General features: G+C 67.4%; 20 protein-coding genes. 9 read left to right on the top strand and 11 right to left on the bottom strand.

Annotated features, from left to right (window positions below; all coding sequences use genetic code 11):
- Nucleotide 1: 1 nt before the first annotated feature.
- A complete protein-coding gene (gene fabR, locus GTZ97_RS14345; RefSeq protein WP_161651329.1) occupies nucleotides 2-730 on the bottom strand; it encodes an HTH-type transcriptional repressor FabR in 729 nt (242 codons plus the stop codon).
- Between the two features lie 180 nt (nucleotides 731-910).
- On the opposite strand from fabR, the gene GTZ97_RS14340 reads away from it, so the two are divergent.
- The 3 genes from GTZ97_RS14340 to GTZ97_RS14330 are packed head-to-tail and all read left to right on the top strand — an operon-like array spanning nucleotide 911 to nucleotide 3,699.
- The gene (locus tag GTZ97_RS14340) at nucleotides 911-2,044 is read left to right on the top strand and encodes a ferredoxin reductase (protein ID WP_201748301.1); all 1,134 of its coding nucleotides are present in this window, start codon (nucleotides 911-913) and stop codon (nucleotides 2,042-2,044) included.
- A 37-nt stretch (nucleotides 2,045-2,081) separates the two neighbouring features.
- Nucleotides 2,082-3,200 carry a fatty acid desaturase family protein gene (locus GTZ97_RS14335; protein WP_161651328.1) on the top strand — a complete coding sequence of 373 codons (1,119 nt, stop codon included), beginning with the start codon at nucleotides 2,082-2,084 and terminating at the stop codon, nucleotides 3,198-3,200.
- Between the two features lie 43 nt (nucleotides 3,201-3,243).
- Nucleotides 3,244-3,699 carry an acyl-CoA thioesterase gene (locus GTZ97_RS14330; RefSeq protein ID WP_161651327.1) on the top strand — a complete coding sequence of 152 codons (456 nt, stop codon included), beginning with the start codon at nucleotides 3,244-3,246 and terminating at the stop codon, nucleotides 3,697-3,699.
- A gap of 45 nt (nucleotides 3,700-3,744) precedes the next feature.
- Here the strand turns inward: GTZ97_RS14330 and GTZ97_RS14325 are convergent, their stop codons facing one another.
- Both GTZ97_RS14325 and pgl read right to left on the bottom strand, forming a co-directional pair.
- On the bottom strand, nucleotides 3,745-4,713 hold the full coding sequence (locus tag GTZ97_RS14325) for a glucokinase (RefSeq protein WP_161651326.1): 969 nt from the start codon (nucleotides 4,711-4,713) through the stop codon (nucleotides 3,745-3,747).
- Between the two features lie 5 nt (nucleotides 4,714-4,718).
- Nucleotides 4,719-5,492, bottom strand: a complete 774-nt coding sequence (pgl, locus tag GTZ97_RS14320; RefSeq protein ID WP_161651325.1) for a 6-phosphogluconolactonase — start codon at nucleotides 5,490-5,492, stop codon at nucleotides 4,719-4,721.
- Between the two features lie 107 nt (nucleotides 5,493-5,599).
- Between pgl and edd the strand changes: the two genes are divergently transcribed.
- Nucleotides 5,600-7,429, top strand: coding sequence for a phosphogluconate dehydratase (gene edd, locus GTZ97_RS14315; RefSeq protein ID WP_161651324.1), 1,830 nt, complete (start codon nucleotides 5,600-5,602; stop codon nucleotides 7,427-7,429).
- Entirely contained in the window at nucleotides 7,426-8,070 is a 645-nt protein-coding gene (locus tag GTZ97_RS14310; RefSeq protein ID WP_161651323.1) for a bifunctional 4-hydroxy-2-oxoglutarate aldolase/2-dehydro-3-deoxy-phosphogluconate aldolase, read from the top strand. The genes edd and GTZ97_RS14310 overlap by 4 nt, the downstream gene beginning before the upstream one ends.
- Here the strand turns inward: GTZ97_RS14310 and GTZ97_RS14305 are convergent.
- On the bottom strand, nucleotides 8,040-8,906 hold the full coding sequence (locus GTZ97_RS14305) for an alpha/beta hydrolase (RefSeq protein ID WP_236651229.1): 867 nt from the start codon (nucleotides 8,904-8,906) through the stop codon (nucleotides 8,040-8,042). The genes GTZ97_RS14310 and GTZ97_RS14305 overlap by 31 nt on opposite strands.
- Nucleotides 8,907-9,035: 129 nt before the next feature.
- Nucleotides 9,036-10,319, bottom strand: coding sequence for a pectin acetylesterase-family hydrolase (locus tag GTZ97_RS14300; RefSeq protein ID WP_161651321.1), 1,284 nt, complete (start codon nucleotides 10,317-10,319; stop codon nucleotides 9,036-9,038).
- A 219-nt stretch (nucleotides 10,320-10,538) separates the two neighbouring features.
- Between GTZ97_RS14300 and GTZ97_RS14295 the strand changes: the two genes are divergently transcribed.
- Entirely contained in the window at nucleotides 10,539-11,630 is a 1,092-nt protein-coding gene (locus GTZ97_RS14295; RefSeq protein ID WP_161651320.1) for a helix-turn-helix domain-containing protein, read from the top strand.
- Here the strand turns inward: GTZ97_RS14295 and GTZ97_RS14290 are convergent.
- Nucleotides 11,608-12,441: a 4-hydroxy-tetrahydrodipicolinate reductase gene (locus tag GTZ97_RS14290; protein ID WP_161651319.1), complete on the bottom strand. Its 834-nt coding sequence runs from the start codon at nucleotides 12,439-12,441 to the stop codon at nucleotides 11,608-11,610. The genes GTZ97_RS14295 and GTZ97_RS14290 overlap by 23 nt on opposite strands.
- A 174-nt stretch (nucleotides 12,442-12,615) precedes the next feature.
- Here GTZ97_RS14290 and GTZ97_RS14285 point away from each other — a divergent pair, with 174 nt between their 5' ends.
- Entirely contained in the window at nucleotides 12,616-13,800 is a 1,185-nt protein-coding gene (locus tag GTZ97_RS14285; protein ID WP_161651318.1) for an acetyl-CoA C-acyltransferase family protein, read from the top strand.
- 25 nt (nucleotides 13,801-13,825) lie between these two features.
- Here the strand turns inward: GTZ97_RS14285 and GTZ97_RS14280 are convergent, their stop codons facing one another.
- The 5 genes from GTZ97_RS14280 to GTZ97_RS14260 all read right to left on the bottom strand — a co-directional run bounded on the left by GTZ97_RS14280 (nucleotide 13,826) and on the right by GTZ97_RS14260 (nucleotide 20,431).
- Nucleotides 13,826-14,761 carry a patatin-like phospholipase family protein gene (locus GTZ97_RS14280; RefSeq protein WP_161651317.1) on the bottom strand — a complete coding sequence of 312 codons (936 nt, stop codon included), beginning with the start codon at nucleotides 14,759-14,761 and terminating at the stop codon, nucleotides 13,826-13,828.
- On the bottom strand, nucleotides 14,758-15,339 hold the full coding sequence (locus tag GTZ97_RS14275; RefSeq protein WP_161651316.1) for an OmpA family protein: 582 nt from the start codon (nucleotides 15,337-15,339) through the stop codon (nucleotides 14,758-14,760). Before GTZ97_RS14275 ends, GTZ97_RS14280 begins: the two co-directional genes overlap by 4 nt.
- A gap of 105 nt (nucleotides 15,340-15,444) precedes the next feature.
- Nucleotides 15,445-18,534 (bottom strand): efflux RND transporter permease subunit, encoded by a 3,090-nt coding sequence (locus GTZ97_RS14270; protein ID WP_161651315.1) that lies wholly within the window; start codon nucleotides 18,532-18,534, stop codon nucleotides 15,445-15,447.
- Complete coding sequence (locus tag GTZ97_RS14265) at nucleotides 18,531-19,709, bottom strand: efflux RND transporter periplasmic adaptor subunit (RefSeq protein ID WP_161651314.1); 1,179 nt, start codon at nucleotides 19,707-19,709, stop codon at nucleotides 18,531-18,533. Before GTZ97_RS14265 ends, GTZ97_RS14270 begins: the two co-directional genes overlap by 4 nt.
- Before the next feature lie 8 nt (nucleotides 19,710-19,717).
- Complete coding sequence (locus GTZ97_RS14260; RefSeq protein ID WP_161651313.1) at nucleotides 19,718-20,431, bottom strand: CerR family C-terminal domain-containing protein; 714 nt, start codon at nucleotides 20,429-20,431, stop codon at nucleotides 19,718-19,720.
- 51 nt (nucleotides 20,432-20,482) lie between these two features.
- Between GTZ97_RS14260 and GTZ97_RS14255 the strand changes: the two genes are divergently transcribed.
- Together GTZ97_RS14255 and GTZ97_RS14250 are read left to right on the top strand one after the other, a co-directional pair.
- Nucleotides 20,483-21,382, top strand: coding sequence for an alpha/beta fold hydrolase (locus GTZ97_RS14255; RefSeq protein ID WP_161651312.1), 900 nt, complete (start codon nucleotides 20,483-20,485; stop codon nucleotides 21,380-21,382).
- 147 nt (nucleotides 21,383-21,529) lie between these two features.
- Complete coding sequence (locus GTZ97_RS14250) at nucleotides 21,530-22,207, top strand: hypothetical protein (RefSeq protein WP_161651311.1); 678 nt, start codon at nucleotides 21,530-21,532, stop codon at nucleotides 22,205-22,207.
- The last annotated feature ends 58 nt before the right edge of the window (nucleotides 22,208-22,265 follow it).

The following is a 22,265-nucleotide window of genomic DNA, read 5'->3' as shown; positions in this document are numbered from 1 at the left end:
TTCAACGCGCCAGCTCGTCCGGCTTCATCGCCGCCATGGTCTGCGTGCCGGCGACGATCATCCGCACCATCAGGATCACCTGCTCGGTGAAGGCGGTATGGCGTTCGGGCGTCAGGTCCATCGCCGTGGCGCCCATCGTGAACACCAGCCGGGTGATGGCCTTGGCGGTCAGGCCGGGCTCGAACAGCGGCGTGCCATTGGCTTTGGCCAGACGGATGAGGTCCTGGCGCAACTCTTCTTCAAAGTAGTTGAGCTGACGATCAACGGCCTGTTTGAAGGCGTCCGAGCCCACTGAGCCCTCGCGCAGCAGGATGTGCAGCAGTTTGTCGTCGCCGCGCAGTTGCTCCATGAACGCCTCGACCGAGCCGCGCACGACGCTGCGCTGCGTGGTGGCGCGCTGACGCGCCTCCCCGATGATGTGGCGCAGCGACTGCCCGGCCCGGTCAATCAGTGCCACGGCCAGCTCGTCCATGTCGCGGAACTGGCGATAGAAGCTGTTGGGTGCGATGCCGGCTGCCCGCGCCACCTCGCGCAGGCTGAGGCTGGAGACGCTGCGGTGCGGCCCCACCAGCTTGAGGGCCGCCGCAATGATGTCTTCTCGCGAGATAACGGCCTTGCGGCCGGGGGTGCCGGGGGTGCCGGGGGTGCCGGGGGCAGTGGATAAGCCGGCGGCCGATCGCAGCTCAGTGTCTGGATCGGCCAACTCCCTTGTTACGGTGATGGCGCTCATTTGATGCCTGTCAACAGATCCCACATCATACCGCCGGGAAATTAATGCACAAGTGTATAGACAAACGTATTTGCACACGTATACTCCGCAACATCAACGCCGTCTGCCCGTCCGTTCGTCCGTCATCTGCCCTTCGTTCGCCCTTCGTTCGCCCTCCGTTGACCCTTGCGCGCCCTGCCCGTGACTGCCACCTCCCCACGTCTCAACGCACCCCACGCCCACCCGACCCCGGGCTTGTGGCGTCGCCTGCTTGCGCCCGCCATCGAGCCGAGCGTTTTCGACTTCTGGGCCGGCATGGTCAACCCGATCTGGTCGTGGTCACGCCCGCTGGCCCGCATCGTGGCGCGCCGGGTCGAGGCAGCCGACACGGTCACGCTGGTGCTCAAGCCCAACGCCCATGTGGGCAGCTTCCAGCCAGGTCAACACGTCAATGTCAGCGCCGAGGTCAACGGCCGCAAGGTCACCCGCAGCTACAGCCTGACCGGCTTGCCTTCGGGCCGGCGTCGGCGCCTGAGCATCACGGTCAAGCGCGTCGAGGGCGGCACGCTGAGCAGCCACCTCGTGCAGCACGCTCGCGTGGGCGATGTGCTGGAGATCGGCCCTGCCTTTGGTGACATGGTGCTGCCGGCCCAGCTGGCCGGACGCTGGCTGTTTCTGGCCGCCGGCAGTGGCATCACGCCGCTGATGAGCCTGACGCGCGCACTCGCCGCGCGCAAGATGCCCGTCGAGCTGACGCTGATCTACTGGGCCAAAACACGCGCCGAGTTGTGCTTCATCGACGAGTTGCGTGCGCTGGCCGCGCGCGAGCCGCGCTTTCATCTGCACGTCGTGCTGACGCACGAAACCGAACGGCTGGCTGACGAGCACGAGGGGCTGATCAGCCTGGCGCAGTTGGAGGCGCTGGTGCCGAGCTTGGCCGAACAGCAGGTCTACGCCTGTGGCCCCGGTGGCTTTGTCGAGGCGGCCCGCCAGCTCACGCAAGGCCGGGTGCGTCAGTTCCAGGCCGAAGGCTTCACGCCTGCGGCGCTGCCTCCTGAGACCGACACGGCGCCCACGCGACTGGTGAACGTGCACCTGGCGCGCAGCGGGCGCACCGTTCAGGTCAGCACCGGCACCAGCCTGCTCGAGGCGCTGGAGGCGCAGGGCCTGAACCCGCCCTCAGGTTGCCGCATGGGCATTTGCCACACCTGCGTGTGCCCGCGCCACAGCGGCAGCACGCTCGACACCCAGACTGGCGAAACCCAGTCTGAGCCCGACATGGCCGTGCGCCTGTGCGTCAGCCGCGCACGCAGCGACCTCAGCCTTGAGCTGTGAGTCCAGCAGGCCCCGATTTCACACCGTGATGACACCCATGAGCACCCTTGCCGCCCCCCGTGAACTGAGCCCCGATAAGCTTGCCCGCTTTGGCGCCGAGATCGACGCCCTGCGCGCCCGCACCGTCGCCGACCTGGGCGAGCGCGATGCGCGCTACATCCGCAACATCTTCAAGGCCGTACGCTACACCGAGGTGGCCGGCCGCGTGCTGCTGATGTCTGGCTTGCTGCTCGCAGGCGCCTGGATGTGGGGCGCATGGGCGCTGGGCGTCGCGCTGCTGGCGATTTCCAAGATCCTGGACAACATGGAACTGGGTCACAACGTGATCCATGGCCAGTTCGACTGGATGGGCGACCCTGCCTTCCAGGGCAAGACCTTCGAATGGGACATCGTGGGCACCAGCGACAACTGGCGCAAGACCCACAACTTCAAGCACCACACTTACACCAACGTGCACGGCATGGACGACGACATCGGCTACGACGTGCTGCGTCTGTTCCCTGAGCAGAAATGGTATCCCGGCGCCCTCTTCCAGCCGTTGTATGCCGTGATCTTTGCGCTGTTGTTCCAGTGGGGCGTGGCCATCCAGGATCTGCGCGTGGGCCGCGTGTTCATCGGCCGCATCACCTGGCGCCAGCTGCTGCGCGAGGCCGCGCCAACGCTGCGCAAGGCCCGCCGCCAGTTGGTCAAGGACTACATCGTGTTCCCGCTGCTGGCCTGGCCGGTCTTCGGCATGGTGTTCCTGGGCAACTTGATCGCCAACGGCATCCGCAACGTGTGGACCTACACCGTGATCTTCTGTGGACATTTCACGACGCACGTGCACACCTTCCCCAAGAGCGTGGTCAAGAACGAAACCCGCCCTGAGTGGTACCGCCGCCAGATCATGGGCTCGTCCAACCTGTCGGGCAGCAAGCTGCTGCACATCATGACGGGCAACCTCAGCCACCAGATCGAGCACCACCTCTTCCCCGATGTGCCGGCCAACCGCTACGCCGAGATGGCGCCGGTGGTGCGCGACATCTGCCGCCGCTACGGCATCCACTACAACACCGGCTCGATGGTGGGGCAGTTCAGCCAGGTCATCTGGCGCATCCTGCGCCACAGCTTCCCGAGCACTCCCGCTGCGCTGAAACCCAGCTTGCAGACGCGCTGACCGGCCTATGATGGCTGCTTTCGCAGCAGTACACGCCCCATCCATGGCCCGCATCCAGTTCGACCTGCCAGCGCAGTTCCTGTTCTCGACCGACATTCCCATCTACATCAGCCACGTCAACCAGGGCGGCCACCTCGACAACGCCCAACTGCTGACGCTGGTCTCCGAGGCGCGGCTGCGCTTTTTCCGCTGGCTGGGCTATGTGGGCGAGCTGGACATCGAAGGGCTGACCATCGTGGTGGGCGACATGATGGCCCAGTACAAATCCGAGGCCTTCTATGGCGAAACCATGCAGGTCGACATGGTGCCGGCCGATTTCAACCGCTACGGCTTCGACCTCGTCTTCCGGCTGCAGGACAAGCAGACCGGCCGTGAGGTCGCCCGCGGCAAGACCGGCGTGGTGTTCGTGGGCGATGGCCCGGACGGCGGCAAGAAGGTGACGCCCGTCCCCGCCGCGTTCATGGCCCGGCTCGAGGCCCGCCAGCGCGCCACGCATTGAGGCGCAGCGCCCCTGAAGCCCGCCCGGGCCGCTCACGCTGACGCGTCAGGCCCGGCTGGCGCCCACGAGCGCCGGATAAGGCGCGTGGATCACGAACACGGGGATGGCAGACAGATAAGCCGTGTAGCGCCCCTTGTCATTGAAGCGCGCCCGGAAACCCGACTGCTCGAAGAAGGCGCCCAGCCGCGGCACGATGCCACCGCCGATGTACAGCCCGCCCTGCGCGCCCAACGTGACCGCCAGATTGGCGGCCACGGTACCCATGAAGGAGCAGAAGCTGTCAAGTGCCGCGCGGCACCACGGGCAATGGCCACCGAGCGCGCGATCGGCCACCTCGGCTGGACTGAGCCGCTCAGGCGTGACGCCCGCAAGCCGCGCGTGCGTCTCGTACAGCAGCACCAGGCCCGAGCCCGAGAGCACCCGCTCGGCCGAAACGTGGCCGAAGCGCACCCGCAGCGCCGCGATCAGCCGCGCCTCGTCTTCGTCGCAGGCAGGCAGGCTCACGTGGCCGCCCTCGCCCGCAATCGGCACCCACACCGGCTCACCCTGTACCAGGGGGCCAGGGATCAGGCCCGAAACCCCCAGCCCCGTGCCCGCTCCCAGCAGCGCCTTGGCCATCCCGGGTTGCACGCTGCCGCCGCCCACCTGGCGCAGATCCTGAGGAGGGAGCGCCGGCAGCGCCAGCGCCAGCGCGGTGAAGTCATTGAGAATGCGCAGGCTGCTCAGGCCCAAAGCCTGGCGCAGCGCCTCGGTCGAGAAGGCCCATGGCGCATTGATCATCTGGATCGCATCGCCCAGCACGGGACAGGCCATGCCCAGACAGCCCGAGCGCGGACGCAGTGCGCCCTCCCAGGCGCCTTGCTGCTGCAGGTAAGCCGTGATCGCCTCCAGCGGGCCGATGTGATCGGCCAGCCGCAGCGTTTCGATGTGGGTGATGGGCCCCGCCGGCTCGACCTGAAGCGCCAGCCGCACGTTCGTGCCACCGATGTCACCGAGCAGTTTCGGGTAGTGCATCGGCCTCAGTCCGCATGAAACAGGTGGCAAGGGACCCCGGTCTGCCACAGCACCAGCCGGACCGGGCAGGCCATGACAGCAGCCAGATCGGCGCCGGAGCCTGCAGCCCCTGCCCCACCCGCGCTGCCGAGCCCATCCATGGCCTGCGCCACCAAGGCGCGCTTGGCCGCGCCCGTCGTGTGCAGCACCAGCGTGCGCGCGTCCAGCAGCGCACGCGCCGTCAGCGTGATGCGGTCCACCGGCACATTGGGTGGGGCCGGTGCGGGAACCACCTGACAGCGGTGAGTGCAGCCGGCATCGAGCGCCTCAGCCAGACCCGGCGCGCCAGGAAACAGCGACGCCGTATGGCCATCTGCCCCCATGCCCAGCACCACCACATCGGCCGGCCACGGCGCCTGCGCCAGCGCGGCCTCAACGGCGGGCCAGGCCAGCGCCGGGTCGCCCCTTCCCTGTCCCAGCGGCACCCAGCGCGCCGATGCGGCAGGCCCCTGCAACAGGTGCCGACGCACCAGACCCGCATTGCTGTCGGCATGATCGTGCGGCAGCCAGCGTTCATCAGCCAGGGTCACGGTCACGCGCGACCAGTCCAGCGCCACCTGGGACAGCGCCTGAAAGAACGGCACGGGTGTGCTGCCACCCGAAACCACCAGCAGCGCAGTGCCGCGCGCAGCCAGCCCTTCGCGCAGCCGCGCAGCGACGAAATCGGCCAGATCCTGTGCCAGGCGGGCAGGATCGGTAGCGGTGTGCGAGATCAACTGTCCCAACTCCCTTGTGCTCATGGGGCCACGCTGCAGACATCGGGTTCACATCGTCCCATCATAATGATCCTGCCCTCCCATCCACTGCCAGCCCCCCTTTGCAGTGGGGCTCGCCACCTTCGCACGCCATGACGCTCCACCCCACACTCATCGCGGTCACCGAACGGGTGCGGCAGCGCAGTGCCGACACCCGCGGCGACTACCTCGCCCGCATCGAGGAGGCCACCCGCCGCTGGCCGGTGGCCCGTGCCGGCCTGGGCTGCACCAATCTCGCCCATGGCTATGCCGCCGCACCCGCTGGCGACAAGATCTGGCTGCGCCAGCAACGCGCGCCCAATCTGGCCATCGTTTCAGCCTACAACGACATGCTGTCGGCCCACCAGCCGCTGCAAGCCTACCCCGAGTGGCTCAAGGAAGCGGCCCGCGAGGTGGGGGCCACCGCCCAGTTCGCAGGCGGCGTGCCCGCCATGTGCGACGGCGTCACCCAAGGGCAGCCCGGCATGGAGCTGTCGCTGTTCTCGCGCGACGTGATCGCCATGTCCACGGCCGTGGCGCTGTCACACAACATGTTCGATGCGGCACTGTGCCTGGGCGTGTGCGACAAGATCGTGCCCGGCCTCTTGATCGGTGCGCTGGCTTTTGGACACCTGCCCACGATCTTCGTGCCGGCCGGCCCGATGACCTCGGGGCTGAGCAACGACGAGAAGGCCCGCATCCGCCAGCGCCATGCAGCCGGCGAGATCGGCGAAGAAGCCTTGCTCGCCGCCGAAGAGCAGGCCTATCACGGCCCCGGCACCTGCACCTTTTATGGCACGGCCAACAGCAACCAGATGCTGATGGAGATCATGGGCCTGCACCTGCCAGGCACGGCCTTCATCAACCCGGGCACCCCGCTGCGTGAGGCCCTGACGCGCGCCGCCGCCAGGCGCGTGGCCCAGCTCGTGCGCACCGGTTCTCAGTACACGCCTGTGGGTCACGTGGTGGATGAGCGCGCCGTGGTCAACGGCATCGTCGGCCTGCTGGCCACCGGCGGCTCGACCAACCACACACTGCACCTGGTGGCCATGGCGCGGGCAGCCGGCATCGTCATCGATTGGGACGACTTCGACGCGTTGTCGGCCGTGGTGCCGCTGCTGGCGCGCGTCTACCCCAACGGCAGCGCCGATGTGAACGCCTTCCACGCGGCAGGCGGCATGGCCTTCCTGATCCGTGAGCTGCTGCAGGCCGGCCTGGTGCATGGCGACGTGCGCACGGCAATGGGCGAGGGGCTGGCGGCCTACACCCGCCAGCCTGTGCTGCGCGACGGCCGCCTCGAATGGGTGGAGGCCCCCGCGGTCAGCGGCGACCCGGCCGTGTTGGCGACCGCGGCCCAGCCCTTCTCGGCCGATGGGGGCCTGCGTGTGTTGCAGGGCAATCTCGGGCGAGCGGTGATCAAGGTCTCGGCCGTCAAACCGGCCCATCGCGTCGTCGAGGCGCCGGCCATCGTGTTCAATGACCAGACCGAACTGGGTGACGCCTACCGGCGCGGCGAACTCAACCGCGACTTCGTCGCCGTCGTGCGCGGCCAGGGCCCCCAGGCCAATGGCATGCCGGAGCTGCATGCGCTCACCCCCCCGCTGGCCAACCTGCAGGATCAGGGCTTCCGCGTTGCCCTCGTGACCGACGGGCGCATGTCGGGCGCCTCGGGCAAGGTGCCTGCGGCCATCCACGTGACGCCCGAATGTGTGACCGGCGGCCCGCTGGGCAAGGTCCGCACGGGCGACCTGATCCGCCTCGACGCGGAACAAGGCACACTGCAGGCGCTGGTGGCCGAAGCCGAATGGGCCGCCCGCACGAGCGACGTCGCGCCTGATCCGGCCCACGCGGCCGGCATGGGCCGCGACCTGTTTGCCGGCATGCGACGCAGCGTCAGCAGCGCCGAAGCCGGCGCCACCACCTTTGGATGGAGCCTCGGATGAGCCCGGAACACACCCAGCTGATCGATGGCGCGCTGCGCAGCGGGCCGGTCATCCCGGTCCTGGTGATCGAACGCACCGACGACGCCGTGCCGCTGGCGCGTGCGCTGCTGGCCGGCGGGGTGCGCGTGCTGGAAGTGACGCTGCGTACGCCCAATGCACTGGAGGTGATCACCTTGCTGGCGCGTCAGGTGCCCGATGCCATCGTGGCCGCGGGCACCATCACCACCCCCGAACAGTGGGATGCGGCCGCCCGAGCGGGCGCACGCCTGGGCGTCTCGCCGGGCCTGACGCCCCGCCTGCTCGATGCTGCCCCCCATGCGCCCATGCCCCTGCTGCCCGGTGTGGCCACCGCGTCGGAACTGATGTCGGCCATGGACGCAGGCTTTTCGCGCTTCAAGTTCTTCCCGGCCCAGCAAGCCGGTGGCATGCCCATGCTCAAGGCCTTTGGCGGCCCCTTCCCCGAGGCGGTGTTCTGCCCCACCGGTGGCATCTCGCCCGACAACGCGCCAGACTACCTCGCCTTGCCCAACGTGGCATGCGTGGGCGGCTCCTGGCTGGCGCCGGCCGAAGCCGTACGCGAGGGTGACTGGGATCGCATCACACAACTGGCTCAGGCCGCCGCGGCGCTGTTGCCGCGGTGATGCGGCCCCGGGCCGTGGGGCCCCACTGTGGCGGCGACGCGCGCGGCATACACGCCGTGCCACGCGCCCAGCCAACGTTGCAAGTGGGCCATCATGCAGGCCTGATCCGGTTCATTGTGAAGCTCGTGCGCCATGTCAGCAAAGCAGTGCGCCACCACGGCCGGCGCTGCCCCTTGCGCAAAATGCGCGCTCCCACGCGGCTGCACGATGCGATCTGCGCCCGCGTACAACAGCAGCGTCGGCTTCACCCATGCGGATGCGGCGGCCCGAACCAGGACGCCTGTGGCCTGAATGAAATACCCCAACCGCACACTGATGCGGTCATGCACCAGGGGATCGTCCAGATAGGCGCGCACGACTTCCGGGTCGCGGCAGATGCCGGCCGGATCGAAGCGGGCCTGTATGGTCAGACCGGGCACCGCCTTGGCCAGCCAGGGCAAGGCACGCTCCAGCAGGCGTGGCGCCGAGCCAGACACATCCAGTGCTGGTGACAGCATCACCAGCGCATCGACGTCGCTGTGGGACGGTGCAAGGCCCGCCTGCAAGCGCTGCACGTGGGCACCGGCCACCAGCCCGCCCATGCTGTGCCCCATCAGCACCAACGGCCCGCAGCCTGCCTCCTGACGGACCTGCGCAATCACCGTGGCCACATCGGCGAGCAGATCGTCCTCCCGACGCAGCACACCGCGCGGGCCACCGGAGCGGCCATGGCCGCGTTGGTCGTACGCGGCCACCTGCCAGCCCCACATCTGAAGCTGACGCGCCACATGCGCATAGCGGCCCGAATGCTCGGCGATGCCGTGCACCAGCACCACCGTTCCGAGAGGCTCGGACAAGGGCCAATTCTGTCGATGCAACAGCAAGCCGTCACGTGCACGCAGCGCGGGCGGCAGCGCTGGCAAGCTGCGGGGAATCGTCATGGGAGCCGTCGCAAACAGCGGATGAGCGGTCATGATGGCCTCTGGTCAGACAAACAGATCCTGGAACAGGAAGATCAGCCACTGAATCCCGTCTGCGGGGCGAAAGTAGTCGCTGACCTGATCGCGTTCGACGGCACGGATGGGTGGCTTGCTGCGGTCCAGGGTGTTCTGAATGAAGGTCTCGATGGAGCGGTGGCCCTGGTCCTCGATGGCCGTGCCGGCGTAGTCGAGCGTGGTCAGCGTGTGCGACTTGATCAAGGGGCGGAACAGCGGCACGTAATAGCCGATGTTGGGGCTCTGATCGAGCTGGGCCGTCCAGTTGGCCAGGTCCTTGCGCCACAGCTTGTTGTAAGCGGCGTCACGTTGACGGGTGTCGGTGATGCCTGCGATGTCCGGGTTGAACAGGCGGTACGAGAAGGTGGAGAACACGCCATCCTGCTGCATCACGGCATAGCCGAAGCGGTCTTGCGGGAACTGCCTTGCCAGTGCATTGTTGATGGCGCCCAGATCGCTGCGCACGGGCTCCATCTGCGGGTAGCGTGACAGCAGGTTGGTCAGCACGCCACCGGGCCGGTCCAAACCCCAGGCCTGGCGAATCCGGTTGTGCAGAGGCAGCGAGGGATGCTGTTCGGCGGTGCTGGACTGGGGTGCAGGGAACAGCGGGCCCGCATCGTTCAGCATCGAGGCCCGCGCAGGACGGACCGTGTCGCGCACCATTGCATAGTTGGCCGTGGCCCCTGTGGAGCCCGCAGAGAAGCCGCTGACCAGCAGTTCATCCGAAGGCAGGTTGGCCGCCACCCACTTGGCCACTTGCTGTGCGTTGACGTGGCCACGGTGGTAGTACGTCAGGGGACTGCTCGGCGTCTGGTCGCCGTATACACCCACAGCGTTGCCTGTGTGCACATCGCCCGTGCAGTAAGGGACATAAACCAGATTCCAGCTTTGTGTCACCGTGCGGGTCAGTGGACTCAAGCGCCAGATCATCGGCGACACCATGCCAAAGGCTGCCAGGTTGACCTGACTGAGGTAATTCGCGGGCACCCCGTCGGGATTGGTCGCCACCTCGGAGAACTTGCCCTTGCCCAGACACTCACGCTGCTGCCAGCATGCACCGCCGCCTTCAAAGTAGATCAGCGTCTTGCGCGTGCCGATCGCCCGGTTCACGAAGAAGTGATAGGGCGTGCCATTGCCGCAGCTGGCACCGCTGGCCACCGGCGCCTGCACAGGCACCCATTTGAGATAGGCCGTGGAAGCCTGAGCCAGCATGGGCCAGGCCAGGGACAAGGCCAGCGCCTGACCGGCGGCGCGCACAACAGTCGACAGTTTCATGGTTGTTCCTCACGCGGTTGTGAAATGGGCAGCGCAAGCTGCAGGGGCATTCTTCGAGGCGACCGGCTGCCCGTCTTTCGCGTGGGCGCAAGGCTTTTACTGACACGCGCAAACGGCGTGGCCAACGGCCTGAAATCAGGCCCAACCGCGGGAAAGCCCCAGTGCGTCTGTCACCAGGGTTTCCACCGCGCGTGGCATCAAGCGCGGTACAAATCGCCCATGCGCGGCACCATCACATCGCCCACCACCACGGCGTCCTGCAGCCTGCACCCCGGCTACCTGCAGGTGCTGCCTGCATGCCTGCAGCAGCTGGGCGTCACGCCCGACCACGTCTTCGCGCCCACCACACTGGCCGCGCTGGCCACCCTGACGGAAGACATGCGTCAGCCGGTCGAAGCCTGGGAAGCCCTGCTGCGCCATGCCGAAGTCGCGCTCGCCGATAGCCACCCAGACCTGGATCTGGCGCTCGACCTCGCCGAGTTCGTCAAACCGTGGGACACCGGGCCGCTGGGCTTCATCACGATGGCCAGCCGCGATCTGCGCGAAGCGACCGAGGCGCTGGCGCACTTCTACAGCCTGCTCAACGATGTGTATGTGCTGCACGCCACGCTGGAGGATCAGCGCTTCGAACTGAGCCTGCAGCCGCTGGGCCCGTGCCCCAGTGCCGACCTGGAGCGGCTGACGCTGGCCACCATCGCGTGGCACGCGCGCTGGCTGTCACAGCATGCCGAACTTGCGTTCGATGTCGAGTTCACCGGCCCGGCGCCGACGCCTGCCCGGATGGCGCGGGTGGCCCAGACGTTCGGTGGCGCTGTGCACTACGGCGCGCTGCGCAGCCGCATGAGTGGCCCGGGCCACTACGCGGGCCTGGCCATTTCTCGTGGCGATCACGGCGTCCAGGCCATGCTGCGGGCGCAACTGTCCGATCGGATGCGCAGCCTGCACGCGGAATCAGGCAGCTTTCTTCACCTGGTGGAGCGTCAGATCCTGGATCGGCTGGAGGCCGGCACGGCCACGCTCGACGCGGTGGCCGGCGCGCTGGGCCTGCCCGCACGGACGCTGCAGCACCGTCTGGAGGCCGCCGGGCTGAGCTTTCGTGCTCTTCATGACCGCGTGCGTCACCAGCAGGCCGTGTTGCTCATGGGTGAGGGGCGCCACACGCTGACCGAGGTGGCGCTCAAGCTGGGTTTTGCCAGCCAGTCGAGCTTTCACAGCGCTTTCAAGCGTTGGACCGGACAGACACCGGGGCAGGCCCAGAAACGCCCCGCCCTGGCCGCTACCGGCCGCATCACGCCGCAGACGACCACCTGACTCGCCCCCCGCCCGGAGCAGGCGTCGCGGCGGCCAGATCGTCTGCGAGCGTGGCGGCGAAGGTGCTGCGCACAGCCTCTTCCATGGTGTAGCGCCCCGGCCGCTGAGCGGCCAGCCATCGGGCGGCAAACATGGCGCCCTGGCCGAAGGCTTTGCCGCTGATGCTTTCATGGGTGAGGCGGATCGTCTGGTTCGGCAGGCCGAAGATCACCTCATGCCGCCCCACGATGCCGCCCACGCGGATGGAGTTGACTTGACGAGTCGGGTCCAGGCCGAGAGCCTGGGCCAGCTTGAGCGCCGTGCCCGAGGTCTCTGGCTGGCCCCGGAAGTGCTCCTCCACCACCTCGATGTCGGCATGGGGCGCAAGCCGCTGCATCAGCCTCGAGGCCACCAGCACAAAATTGATGCCCAAGGTGATGTTGGGCGAGTGCAGCACCGCTGCATGTCGTGCAGCAGCCGCCAGGAAGGGCTGCGCTTCGGGGCCGTAGTGAGAGATGGCCGAGACGATCCGACAGCCGGCTTGTGCCAGCATCGGGTAATGGCGCGCGGCCGAGGCGTGCGAAAAATCGATCACCACATCAACGGGGTGTTCCCGCAAGAACCCGGGGCTCCACTCGGCCGCCGTGGTCACGGCCACCTCCGGAGCCAGGCCAGATGGGCGAGCATCGCCGTCCCCCGTGCGACGTACAGCCCAGCACAGGTCCATGTCGTCGGCTGCGGCCAGCTCGCCGGCCACCAGCGAGCCGATGCGGCCCAGGCCCATCAGTCCGATGCGCAGCCGTGTCTGTCGATCGGCGCGTTGAGCGGTCATGCTTGCCCACCTTTTTCCGGTTGCAGGGGGGCCGATTGTAATTACATTTGCCCAAATTGACAGGATTTGATCCAGTTCCAAGCGAAGCGTCCCCGATGCGGCGATAATTTGACAAGGATTCCAGCCAGAATGGGTGAGCGCGTGGCCCACCCCCTACCCCATCGGAGAACCTCCATGACTCGTGAAGTCGTATTCGTTGGTGCAGCCCGCACCGCCATCGGCAGCTACGGCGGCTCGCTCAAAGACATCCCACCCGCCGACCTGGGTGCTCTGGTCATCAAGACCGCCCTGGAGCGTGCCGGTGTCGCGCCCCAGGACGTCGGCCACGTCGTGGTCGGCAACGTGATCCCCACCATCCCGCAAGACGCCTACCTGAGCCGCGTGGCCGCGCTCAATGCCGGCGTGCCGCAAGAGGCGCCCGCGTTCAACGTCAACCGTCTGTGCGGCTCCGGCTTGCAGGCCGTGGTGTCGGCTGCCCAGGCCATCCTGCTGGGCGACTGCGATGTGGCCATCGGCGCCGGTGCCGAGTCGATGAGCCGTGGTGCTTATCTGGTCACCTCCAACCGCTGGGGTGCCCGCATGGGCGACGTCAAGATGCTGGACTTCATGCTGGGCGCCCTGCACGACCCACGCCTGAACATCCACATGGGCATCACCGCCGAGAACGTGGCCGCTCGCCACGGCATCACCCGTGAGCAGCAAGACGCCTACGCGACCCAGTCGCAACAACGCGCCGCCGCCGCCATTGAGGCGGGCCGCTTCAAGGAGCAGATCGTCCCCGTCGAGCTCAAGACCCGCAAGGGCGTGGTGCTGTTCGACACCGATGAAGGCGTCAAGGCCGACACCAGTGTGGACACCCTCGCCAAGATGAAGCCGGCGTTCAAGAAGGAAGAAGGTACCGTCACCGCAGGCAACGCCTCGACCCTGAACGACGGCGCCGCCGCCGTGGTGATGGCCAGCGCCGACAAGGCCAAGGCACTGGGCCTGAAGCCCCTGGCCCGCCTGGTGTCCTATGCCCATGCGGGTGTCGAGCCGGAGTACATGGGCATCGGCCCGGTGCCTGCCTCGAAGCTGGCGCTGGAGAAGGCTGGCCTGAAGGTGTCGGATCTGGACCTGATCGAGTCCAACGAAGCTTTTGCCGCACAGGCCTGCGCGGTGTCCAAGGAAATGGGCTTCCCCAACGAGAAGACCAACCCGAACGGTTCGGGCATCTCGCTGGGCCACCCTGTGGGCGCCACGGGCGCCATCTTGGTCACCAAGGCCCTGTATGAGCTGCAGCGCACCGGTGGCCGCTATGCGCTGATCACGATGTGCATCGGCGGCGGTCAGGGCATCGCGATGGTGATCGAGCGCGTCTGAGCCTGACGCGCGAGCGGGTGCGCCTTCAGCGGCGCACCTGCAGCCGCTCGCGTATCACCGGCGCGAGCCGCTGGCCAGCCACGAAGCCGGCATCCACCAGCGCACGGCGCGCCGAGAAGTCGGTGCTGCTGATGCGTCCCACGTCGGGTCGGATCACCACATCGGCCTTGGCAGCCTCCTGCTGACGCAGGGCCTCACCCATGATCTCGAAAGACCGCAGCAGCACCTGATACAGGCCTGCACCGCTGCGTTCGCGCTGGAGCAGCGCGTCAGACCCGGCCACATCCACCGCCACCACCAGGTCATAGCCCTCGGCGCGGGCGGATGCGACGGGGATCGGGCTTACGAGCCCACCATCGAGAAACTCCTGATCGCCCTGCACGGCCGGCAGGAACACGCCCGGCAGGCTGCATGAAGCGCGCACGGCAAAGCCCAGGTCGCCGTGCTTGAACACGTGCAGCTGACCCGCCGGATAGCGCGTGGCCACCGCCCGAAACGGTGTGGGCAGGGTCTCGATCGTGCGCCCCTCGAGCTGCGTGTTGACGAACTGCTGTAGAGCCTGGCCTGACACCATGCCACGCCGGTTGGCCGCTTGCCCGTTGACCAGATCGATGACCTCGTCGTCGCGCACGCGGTAGGCCAGCGACTCCATCGCGCTGGCCGGCATGCCCGCCGCCCAGAACGCCCCGACTAGCGCGCCCGCGCTGGCCCCGAAGACCGCATCCGGTCGCAGCCCGTGTGCCTCCAGCGCTTTGACCACACCAATGTGCGCAAAACCGCGCGCCGAGCCACCGCCCAGCACCAGCGCGAAACGGCGCCCTCTCGGCGGGGTCGTGGCCACCACCGGCGGGCGCGAGGGCTGACCAGGCGCCGCCTGCACGGGGCGCCACAGCCCACCGCCGATCGCCGTCCCTGCCAGCGCCAGCCCGGCAGACCACACATCGCGTCGAGACAGTCTCACTGACGCGCCCCCGCGCCCGCTGGCGCCCCCTGGTTGCTCAGCAACGGCGCCAGTTCCGCCTCCAGCCGGGCAAAGGCATCTTCAAAGGCATTGGCGGGCTCACCCTGGGTCAGGCGCGCCACCGTTTCATTGAGCACAATGAGTTCGACCCGGCGGTTCAGCCGTCGCCCCAGTTCAGAGTCGTTCGGGGCCAGCGGCCGCGCCAGCCCCACGCCAGCGGTGCGCAAGCGCTGAGGCGTCACGCCCATGTCCTGCAGCGCCACTGCCACGGCCTGTGCACGCCGCTCGGACAGTCGCAAATTGAAATCGGCCGCACCGACATTGTCGGTATGCCCTTCCAACAACAAGGGCTCGGGCGTTTTATCCCGCAGCAACTCGGCCACACGCCGCAGGTAGGGCTCGGACTGCGGGCTGAGCTCGGCCTTGCCAAAATCGAACAGCACATGATCGGGCAGCCAGATCATCACACCGCGCTCGGTCTGGGCCAGCGCCAGCTTGACCTGCGGCTCAGCGCGATGCGCACAGCCCGCCAGGCCGATCACCACACACCACAACAGGATCTTGCGCACCACCGACATGCCACACCGCTCCGACACCCAGTACAGGACAGACCTGCATTAGGTCAGACATCGGCGTGTCAGCCGATCCGGGCAGCCCCCTCAATCAAGGGTCATCCCCCATGCTCACGTGGTCTGCACGCCGTCCACATCAGCGGCCGGCACGCGCCCCATCAAACGCTGCACCAACCGCACCAGATCGTCCACATACGTGAACACCACCGGGATGACAAGCAGGCTCAGGAAGGTCGAGGTGATCAACCCGCCAATCACCACGATGGCCATCGGAGAGCGGAAGCTGGGATCCACCCCGATACCCAGGGCGATGGGCATCATGCCCGCGCCCATGGCAATCGTCGTCATGATGATGGGCCGCGCCCGCTTATGACACGCGTCGATCACGGCATCCCAGCGGCTCAGGCCATGCTCGTTGCGCGCAATCAGCACATAGTCCACCAGCAGGATGGAGTTCTTCGTGGCGATGCCCATGAGCATGATCAGGCCGATCATGGACGGCATGGACAAGGCCTGTTGCGTCACCCACAGTGCGAAGAACGCCCCCGGCACCGACAGCACCAGCGCCACCAGGATGGTGATGGGCTGCACGAAGCCCTTGAACAGCAGCACCAGCACGATGTAGATGCACAGCACCCCGGTGAGCATGGCCAGCCCGAAGCTGGCGAACAGCTCATTCATGGCCTCGGCATCCCCGAGGGCCGCCACGGCCACGCCCGGCGGCAGGTTGCGCACGCTTGGCAGGGCCATGGCAGCGCGCTCGACATCACCCAGGGGTTGCTGGTTCAGCTCGATCTCGAAGTTGATGTTGCGCTGCCGATCGTAGCGATCGATCTGGGCCGGCCCGCTGTCGATCGACAGCGTGGCCACATTGCCCAGGGGCACGGGCCCGCGTGCGCCTGGCACCGGCAGGCGCGCCAGCAAGGCCGGGTCAGTCCGAGCCTCCGCCGGCAGGCGCACCAGCACCGGCACCTGCCGTTGGGACAGGTTGAGCTTGGGCAGGCTTTGGTCGTAATCGCCCTGCGTCGCAATGCGCAGCGTCTCGGCGATGGCGGCCGTGCTCACGCCGAGGTCCGCTGCGCGCGCCGGATCGGGCCGCACGACCAGTTCAGGCCGCACCAGGCTGAGCGATGAGGTCACGTTGCCAATACCCGGCAGGCTACGCAGTTCGCGCTCCACCTTGGCCGCATGCTGGCTGAGCACTGCGCCGTCTTCACCCGAGAGCACCAGCACGTACTTCTCGCTGGAGCCGCCAAAGCCCACTTTCACACGCACACCGGGCAACGCCTCCAGCGCCACCCGCAGCTGTGATTCGATGTCCTGTTTGCTCACGCCCGAGCGCGCGGTGCGGTGGGTCATGTTCAGCGTCAGCGTGGCCTTGTTCACCTGGGCCGCACCCTGCGGTGCAAATGGGTCGCTGCCTGCCGCACCGCCACCAATGGCCGTGTACACCAGCTTCACGTGCTCGTGCTGCGCGACGATCTGACGCGCCTGCTCGGCCACCGCCTCGGTCTGCGCGTAGGTACTGCCGGGCGGCAACTGCAGTGTCACCTGAGTCTGCGAGAGATCATCCGGCGGGATGAAACCCGTCGGCAGCCGGCCGGCCAGGAACATCGACATCCCCACGAAGCCGACCACGGCCAACAGCGTCAGCACCCGATGGCGCAGACACCAGCGCACCCACGTCAGATACCAGCCCATCCAGCGCGGATCGGGATGCTCACGCTCGGGCGCCTTGAGCAGGTAGGCCGCCATCATGGGTGTGAGCATGCGCGCCACCACGAGCGAGAAGAACACCGCGATGGCCGCTGTCCAGCCGAACTGCACAAAGAACTTGCCGGGCACCCCGCTCATGAAGGCCGTGGGCAGGAAGACAGCAATCAGCGTGAAGGTGGTGGCAATCACCGCCAGGCCGATCTCGTCGGCGGCCTCGCGCGCCGCATCCAGCGGCTTCTTGCCCATGGCCAGGTGGCGCATGATGTTCTCGATCTCGACGATCGCATCGTCCACCAGAATACCCACCACCAACGACAGCGACAGCAGCGTCACCACGTTGATGGTGAAGCCCATCAAATACATCGCACCAAAGGCGGGAATGACCGACAGGGGCAAGGCCGCGGCAGCGACCAGCGTGGCACGCCAGTCTCGCAAGAAGAACCACACCACGATGACCGCCAGCGCCGCGCCCTCGTACAGCAGGTACATCGAGCCCTCGTAGTTCTCGATCACCGGATCGACGAAGTTGAAGGCCTCGACCACCTCCACATCTGGATGTTCTGCCCGCAGCTCGGCCAACGCCGCCTGAACGCCCTCGGCCACGTCGACCTCGCCCGCGCCCTTGGCTCGGGTGATCTCGAAGGCCACCACGGGCTCGCCGTCCAGCAGCGCGCCCGATCGTTGCTCGGCCACCGTGTCGCGCACCGTGGCGATCTGGTCCAGTCGCACACGCCGGCCGTCGCTCAACGCGATGTCCATCGCGGCGAGCTCCTCGGCAGATTGCACCGTGGCAATGGCGCGCACCGTCTGCTCCAGGCCGCCGAGGTCAACCCGACCGCCCGAGGCCTCCTGCTGCACCGCCCTCAGCTGGCGCGACACATCGGCTGCCGAGGCGTTGAGCGCCAGCAGGCGCGCTGGGTCCAGCTCGACGTGTACCTCGCGGCTCACGCCCCCCACGCGGGCCACGGCACCCACCCCTTTGACGGCCAGCAGCCGCTTGGTCACGGTGTGGTCCACGAACCAGGACAGGGCCTCGGTGTCCCGTCGGCTGGAGGCCACCGTATAGGTCAGGATGGGTGAGCCAGACAGGTTCATCTTGGCCACGACCGGATCGCGCAGATCACCAGGCAGATCCGAGCGCACACGCGCCACCGCGTCGCGCACCTCGTCAAGCGCCTCCTGCGTGGGCTTCTCAAGCCGGAACTCGACCGTCAGCAGCACGTTGCCGTCCTGCACCTTGGTGTAGATGTGCTTGATGCCCTGCAGCGAGGCCACCGCGTTTTCAAGCTTGCGGGCGACCTCGGTTTCCAGCTGCGCAGGGGCCGCCCCCGGCAGCGCCGCATTGACCGTGATGGTCGGCAGATCGATGTCGGGGAAGTTCTGGATCTTCATCCCCACAAAGCCCATCAGGCCCACGACCGTGAGCATGATGAACAGCATGATGGAAGGGATGGGGTTGCGGATCGACCAGGCCGAGACGTTCATGGCTTGCCTTTCGCAGGCGCAGCCACCACGCGCACCACATCACCGTCGGTGAGGAAGGCCACGCCAGAGGCCACCACCTGGGCGCGCGCATCCAGACCGGACACCACTTCGATGCGGTCACCCTGCCGGCGACCGATCTGCACCTTGGTCTGGGCCACGGTGCCCGCGGGCTCGATGCGGAACACATACGAGAACCCATCGCGCAGCAACACGGCCGTCTGCGGCAGCGTGAGCCCCCCGCCCTGCCCCACGGCCACACGGCCCGGGGCGAACATGCCGGCACGGGCGCCCGCCTGCAGGGCCGATGCCGGCAGATCGACATAAACCAGGCCATTGCGGGTGCCGGCGTCCACCGTGGGCGCCACCATGCGCACCCGGCCCTCCACAGTCTGTCCCCCCGGCGGCGTGGCCCAGGCCTTCATGCCAGGCCGCACCCGCGCCAGATCAGCCGAGGGCAGTTCAGCCCGCCACTCCAGCCGGTTCTGGCGAATCAGCCGGAACAGCTCCTGTCCTGGCTGCACGACCGCCCCCACGGTGGCCTGCCTCGCCGAAATCACGCCATCATCCGGCGCCAGCACCCGTGCCTGGGCCAGCCGCACGCGTTGCGACGCCAACTGCGCCCGCGCCGAGTTCACACGTGCCACCGCCGTCTGCTCGGCCGTGATCGCGCGTTGGGCCTCCTGGGCACTCATGGCCTGGCTTTCGCGCAAGGCTCGCGCCCGGTCCGCATTCGCGCGCGCCTCAGCCGCCAGGGCCTCGGCCTCCTGCAATGCGGCCTCGGCGTTCTGCACATCGGCGCGCACGGCCTCGCTGGCCAGCAAGGCCAGCACTTGGCCCTTGCGCACCGGATCACCCACATTGACCTGGACCTGAGCCAGGCGCTGCCCGGCCAGCTCCGCCCCCACCACCGCTTCCTGCCAGGCGGCAATGGCCCCGTTGGCGGTGAGTTCGACCGCCCACTGAGCCTGTTGCGGCACGACAGCCGACACGCTGAGCGCCGCTTTCACGGGGCGTGAAGCCCCCTGCGCCACGGGCACCGCGCGCGCCGCCGGCTCGTCGCCGCGACCGGCCTGGGCATGCGACTGGAACCACACGAGCCCCGCCACGCCTGCGGCAGCCAGCGCCAGCCAGTGCCATTGATCCCGCCACCACGTCGTTTTGCTTTCCGCCGTCATCGTGTTCCTCATCCGTTGTGCGCCACGCCCGCTCGGGCACGCGCCTGTCGTTCGCATTCAATCAAGGCTGTGGCATAGGCCACCAACCGATCCAGCACCCGCTCCACCGCGCCGTCGCCGTGGAGCAAGCCAGGCGCCAGGGCGTCCATGAACGGTCGTGACATGCCGTAGTCGTGTGCCATCGCCGACAAGGCGAAAGCCAGCTGGTGCAAGGCGTCATCCGGCTGTGTCACGCCGACATGGCGGGCCAGCAAGGCCACCACCCGCTCGTGCAAGGGTGTGACCAGTTCCGCCACCACGTCACGAAAGGCGCCGCTGGGCTCGACCATTTCGCGCAGGTACAGCCGCATGGTGGGATCCACCGGCTCACCCGCTGCGGGCGGACACAGAAACGCCCCCAGCAGGCGGCGCAGTGCCTCGTGCAGCGTCAGTGCCGGATCGTCAAACTGGCCAAGCTCCTGCTGAATCAGCTCAATGGGCTGCGACAGCACCGCTCGGTACAGCCCCGCCTTGTCACCGAAGTAGTAGTGAATCGAGGCGACGTTCTGGCCGGCGGCCTGGCAGATCTCGCGCGTGGAGGCGCGTGCAAAACCCTTCTCGGCGAACAGGCGTGTCGCCTCTTGCAACAGGCGCTCGCGCGCACGCACCCCCCTGTCCTGCCCGGGCACAGGCCCGTCGCCCACCCTCTCCGCTGACAAATCAAGCGCTTGATTGATTTTCATGGCTGCGATGGTAACGCGAAACCTCGCGGCATGCACGGCACAATCGCCGCCATGCAGTTTCTTCCCTGGGCCCATCCCGTCGACGACGGCTTTACCCTGCGTGGCTGGCACACCCCACCCTCGGGCAAACCACTGCTGCACTTCCTTCACGGCAATGGCTTTTGCAGCCGGATGTACGAGCCCATGCTGGCTCACCTCGCCGCGCATTTCGACCTGTGGCTGTGTGACGTTCAAGGTCACGGCGACAGCGACCACGGTGGCGCGTTTGCCGGATGGAACCGCAACGCGGAGTGGGCGGTAGACGCCCTTCGCGCACAAGGTCAGGCATTCGCTGACGTGCCGAAGGTGGCGGCGGGACACAGCTTCGGCGGCGTGCTGACCAGCCTCATGCTGGCCCAACACCCCGGGCTGTTTCAGCGCGCCGCCCTGCTTGACCCCGTGCTGTTCACGCCCGCCATGCTGATGGGCATGAGCGTGGCCGAAGCCACCGGCATGACCCGTTTCACCCCACTGGCCCGGCAGGCACGCGCCCGCCGAGCTCACTGGCCAGACCGCGCCTCCGCACGTGCCTCGCTGGTGGGGCGCGGCGTCTACAAGGGGTGGTCGGACGCGGCGCTGGACGCCTTCGTCACCCACGCGCTGGGCCCAGCACCAGAGGGGGGCGTGGTCCTCAAATGCCGCCCTGAGCGTGAGGCGGAGGTATTCAGCTCGGCGCCAGAGCGCTTGTGGCACCACCTCGGCCGTGTTCGCACGCCCACACTGGTCCTGCGCGCAGAAAGGACTTTCCCCTTCATCGAAGAATCAGTCGCGCGCTGGCAACTGGTCAACCCGGTGGTCAGCGCCAGCCAGATGCCCGGTGGCCACTGTTTCATGCAGGAGCGGCCGGAGGAGGCCGCCTCGGCTGTAACCGCTTTCCTGGCGGCCATCCCACCGGCGGGTGTGAACGGTTGACTGCATCTGCACCGCAGTTGCAAGCAGATGCAACACCTTGTCCTTTCCGGACACAACTGTTTGCAAATGACGCCACGAGGCGACGCCAAACGTGCAAAGTGTCACGAGACGCTGCTGTCATCAGCGATCGTTACGGGAGTGGCACACATGGAAATCGAGCGCATGCTGTTGGTGATGTTGCACGTCGGCAGCTTCGTCATTGCCGCCGTGGGCATTGCCTACGCCGACTTGTCTTTGTTCAAGGGCAAGCGCGTGGATCGGGGCTTGTTGGCCTGGGCCAGCAAGCTGGTGATGGGGGCGCTGATTGGCCTGTGGATCACGGGGGCAGCCATCATCGCGATCGACACCGGCTTTCAGTTGGAGGCCATCACGTCCCGAGCCAAGCTGTTATCCAAGATCACGGTGGTGTGTGTGCTGACCGTCAATGGCTACCTGCTGCATCGCTACTTCTTTGGCCAACTTGCGGAGCCAGGCGCTTCGTTCAAGCGCATGGTGAACCTGTCGGCCGCGCTGGCTGCCGTCAGCGGCGCATCCTGGATGTACGCCGCGTTTCTGGGCATGGCCAAGCCGCTGGCCCGGCTGTTCACCTACAGTGATTTCATGACGCTGTACGCGACCATGCTGACGTTGTCGCTGGTGGTGGTCTTCGCGCTGCTGCGGCCGCGCATCGCCGGCCTGTTCCGCGCGGAAGTGGTGGCCCGCCGCGCTCAGCACGACAACGAAGTCAACGCACGGCGCAAGCGCCGTCAGCCCCGCAACAAAGTGCGCCCGGTGACCAGCCACGAAGCGGCATCACCCACCGCATCGGAGCAGGCTGCAGCCTGAACAGCCGGGGATTTGCCCGACTGTTTTCCGCACGCAATCGCTCCGCACGCGCAATGAT

It is taken from the genome of Aquabacterium fontiphilum (genome assembly GCF_009909205.1).
Classification (GTDB): Bacteria; Pseudomonadota; Gammaproteobacteria; order Burkholderiales; family Burkholderiaceae_C; genus Aquabacterium; species Aquabacterium fontiphilum.
The sequence above is the reverse complement of the archived record's forward strand: the minus strand, read 5'-3'. Positions and strand labels throughout refer to the sequence as shown.

Coding starts and splice junctions, on each gene's coding strand:
- fabR (WP_161651329.1), bottom strand. CDS start 730: ATGAGCGCCATCACCGTAACAAGGGAGTTGGCCGATCCAGACACTGAG.
- GTZ97_RS14335 (WP_161651328.1), top strand. CDS start 2,082: ATGAGCACCCTTGCCGCCCCCCGTGAACTGAGCCCCGATAAGCTTGCC.
- GTZ97_RS14330 (WP_161651327.1), top strand. CDS start 3,244: ATGGCCCGCATCCAGTTCGACCTGCCAGCGCAGTTCCTGTTCTCGACC.
- GTZ97_RS14325 (WP_161651326.1), bottom strand. CDS start 4,713: ATGCACTACCCGAAACTGCTCGGTGACATCGGTGGCACGAACGTGCGG.
- pgl (WP_161651325.1), bottom strand. CDS start 5,492: ATGAGCACAAGGGAGTTGGGACAGTTGATCTCGCACACCGCTACCGAT.
- edd (WP_161651324.1), top strand. CDS start 5,600: ATGACGCTCCACCCCACACTCATCGCGGTCACCGAACGGGTGCGGCAG.
- GTZ97_RS14310 (WP_161651323.1), top strand. CDS start 7,426: ATGAGCCCGGAACACACCCAGCTGATCGATGGCGCGCTGCGCAGCGGG.
- GTZ97_RS14300 (WP_161651321.1), bottom strand. CDS start 10,319: ATGAAACTGTCGACTGTTGTGCGCGCCGCCGGTCAGGCGCTGGCCTTG.
- GTZ97_RS14295 (WP_161651320.1), top strand. CDS start 10,539: ATGCGCGGCACCATCACATCGCCCACCACCACGGCGTCCTGCAGCCTG.
- GTZ97_RS14290 (WP_161651319.1), bottom strand. CDS start 12,441: ATGACCGCTCAACGCGCCGATCGACAGACACGGCTGCGCATCGGACTG.
- GTZ97_RS14285 (WP_161651318.1), top strand. CDS start 12,616: ATGACTCGTGAAGTCGTATTCGTTGGTGCAGCCCGCACCGCCATCGGC.
- GTZ97_RS14275 (WP_161651316.1), bottom strand. CDS start 15,339: ATGTCGGTGGTGCGCAAGATCCTGTTGTGGTGTGTGGTGATCGGCCTG.
- GTZ97_RS14270 (WP_161651315.1), bottom strand. CDS start 18,534: ATGAACGTCTCGGCCTGGTCGATCCGCAACCCCATCCCTTCCATCATG.
- GTZ97_RS14265 (WP_161651314.1), bottom strand. CDS start 19,709: ATGACGGCGGAAAGCAAAACGACGTGGTGGCGGGATCAATGGCACTGG.
- GTZ97_RS14260 (WP_161651313.1), bottom strand. CDS start 20,431: ATGAAAATCAATCAAGCGCTTGATTTGTCAGCGGAGAGGGTGGGCGAC.
- GTZ97_RS14255 (WP_161651312.1), top strand. CDS start 20,483: ATGCAGTTTCTTCCCTGGGCCCATCCCGTCGACGACGGCTTTACCCTG.
- GTZ97_RS14250 (WP_161651311.1), top strand. CDS start 21,530: ATGGAAATCGAGCGCATGCTGTTGGTGATGTTGCACGTCGGCAGCTTC.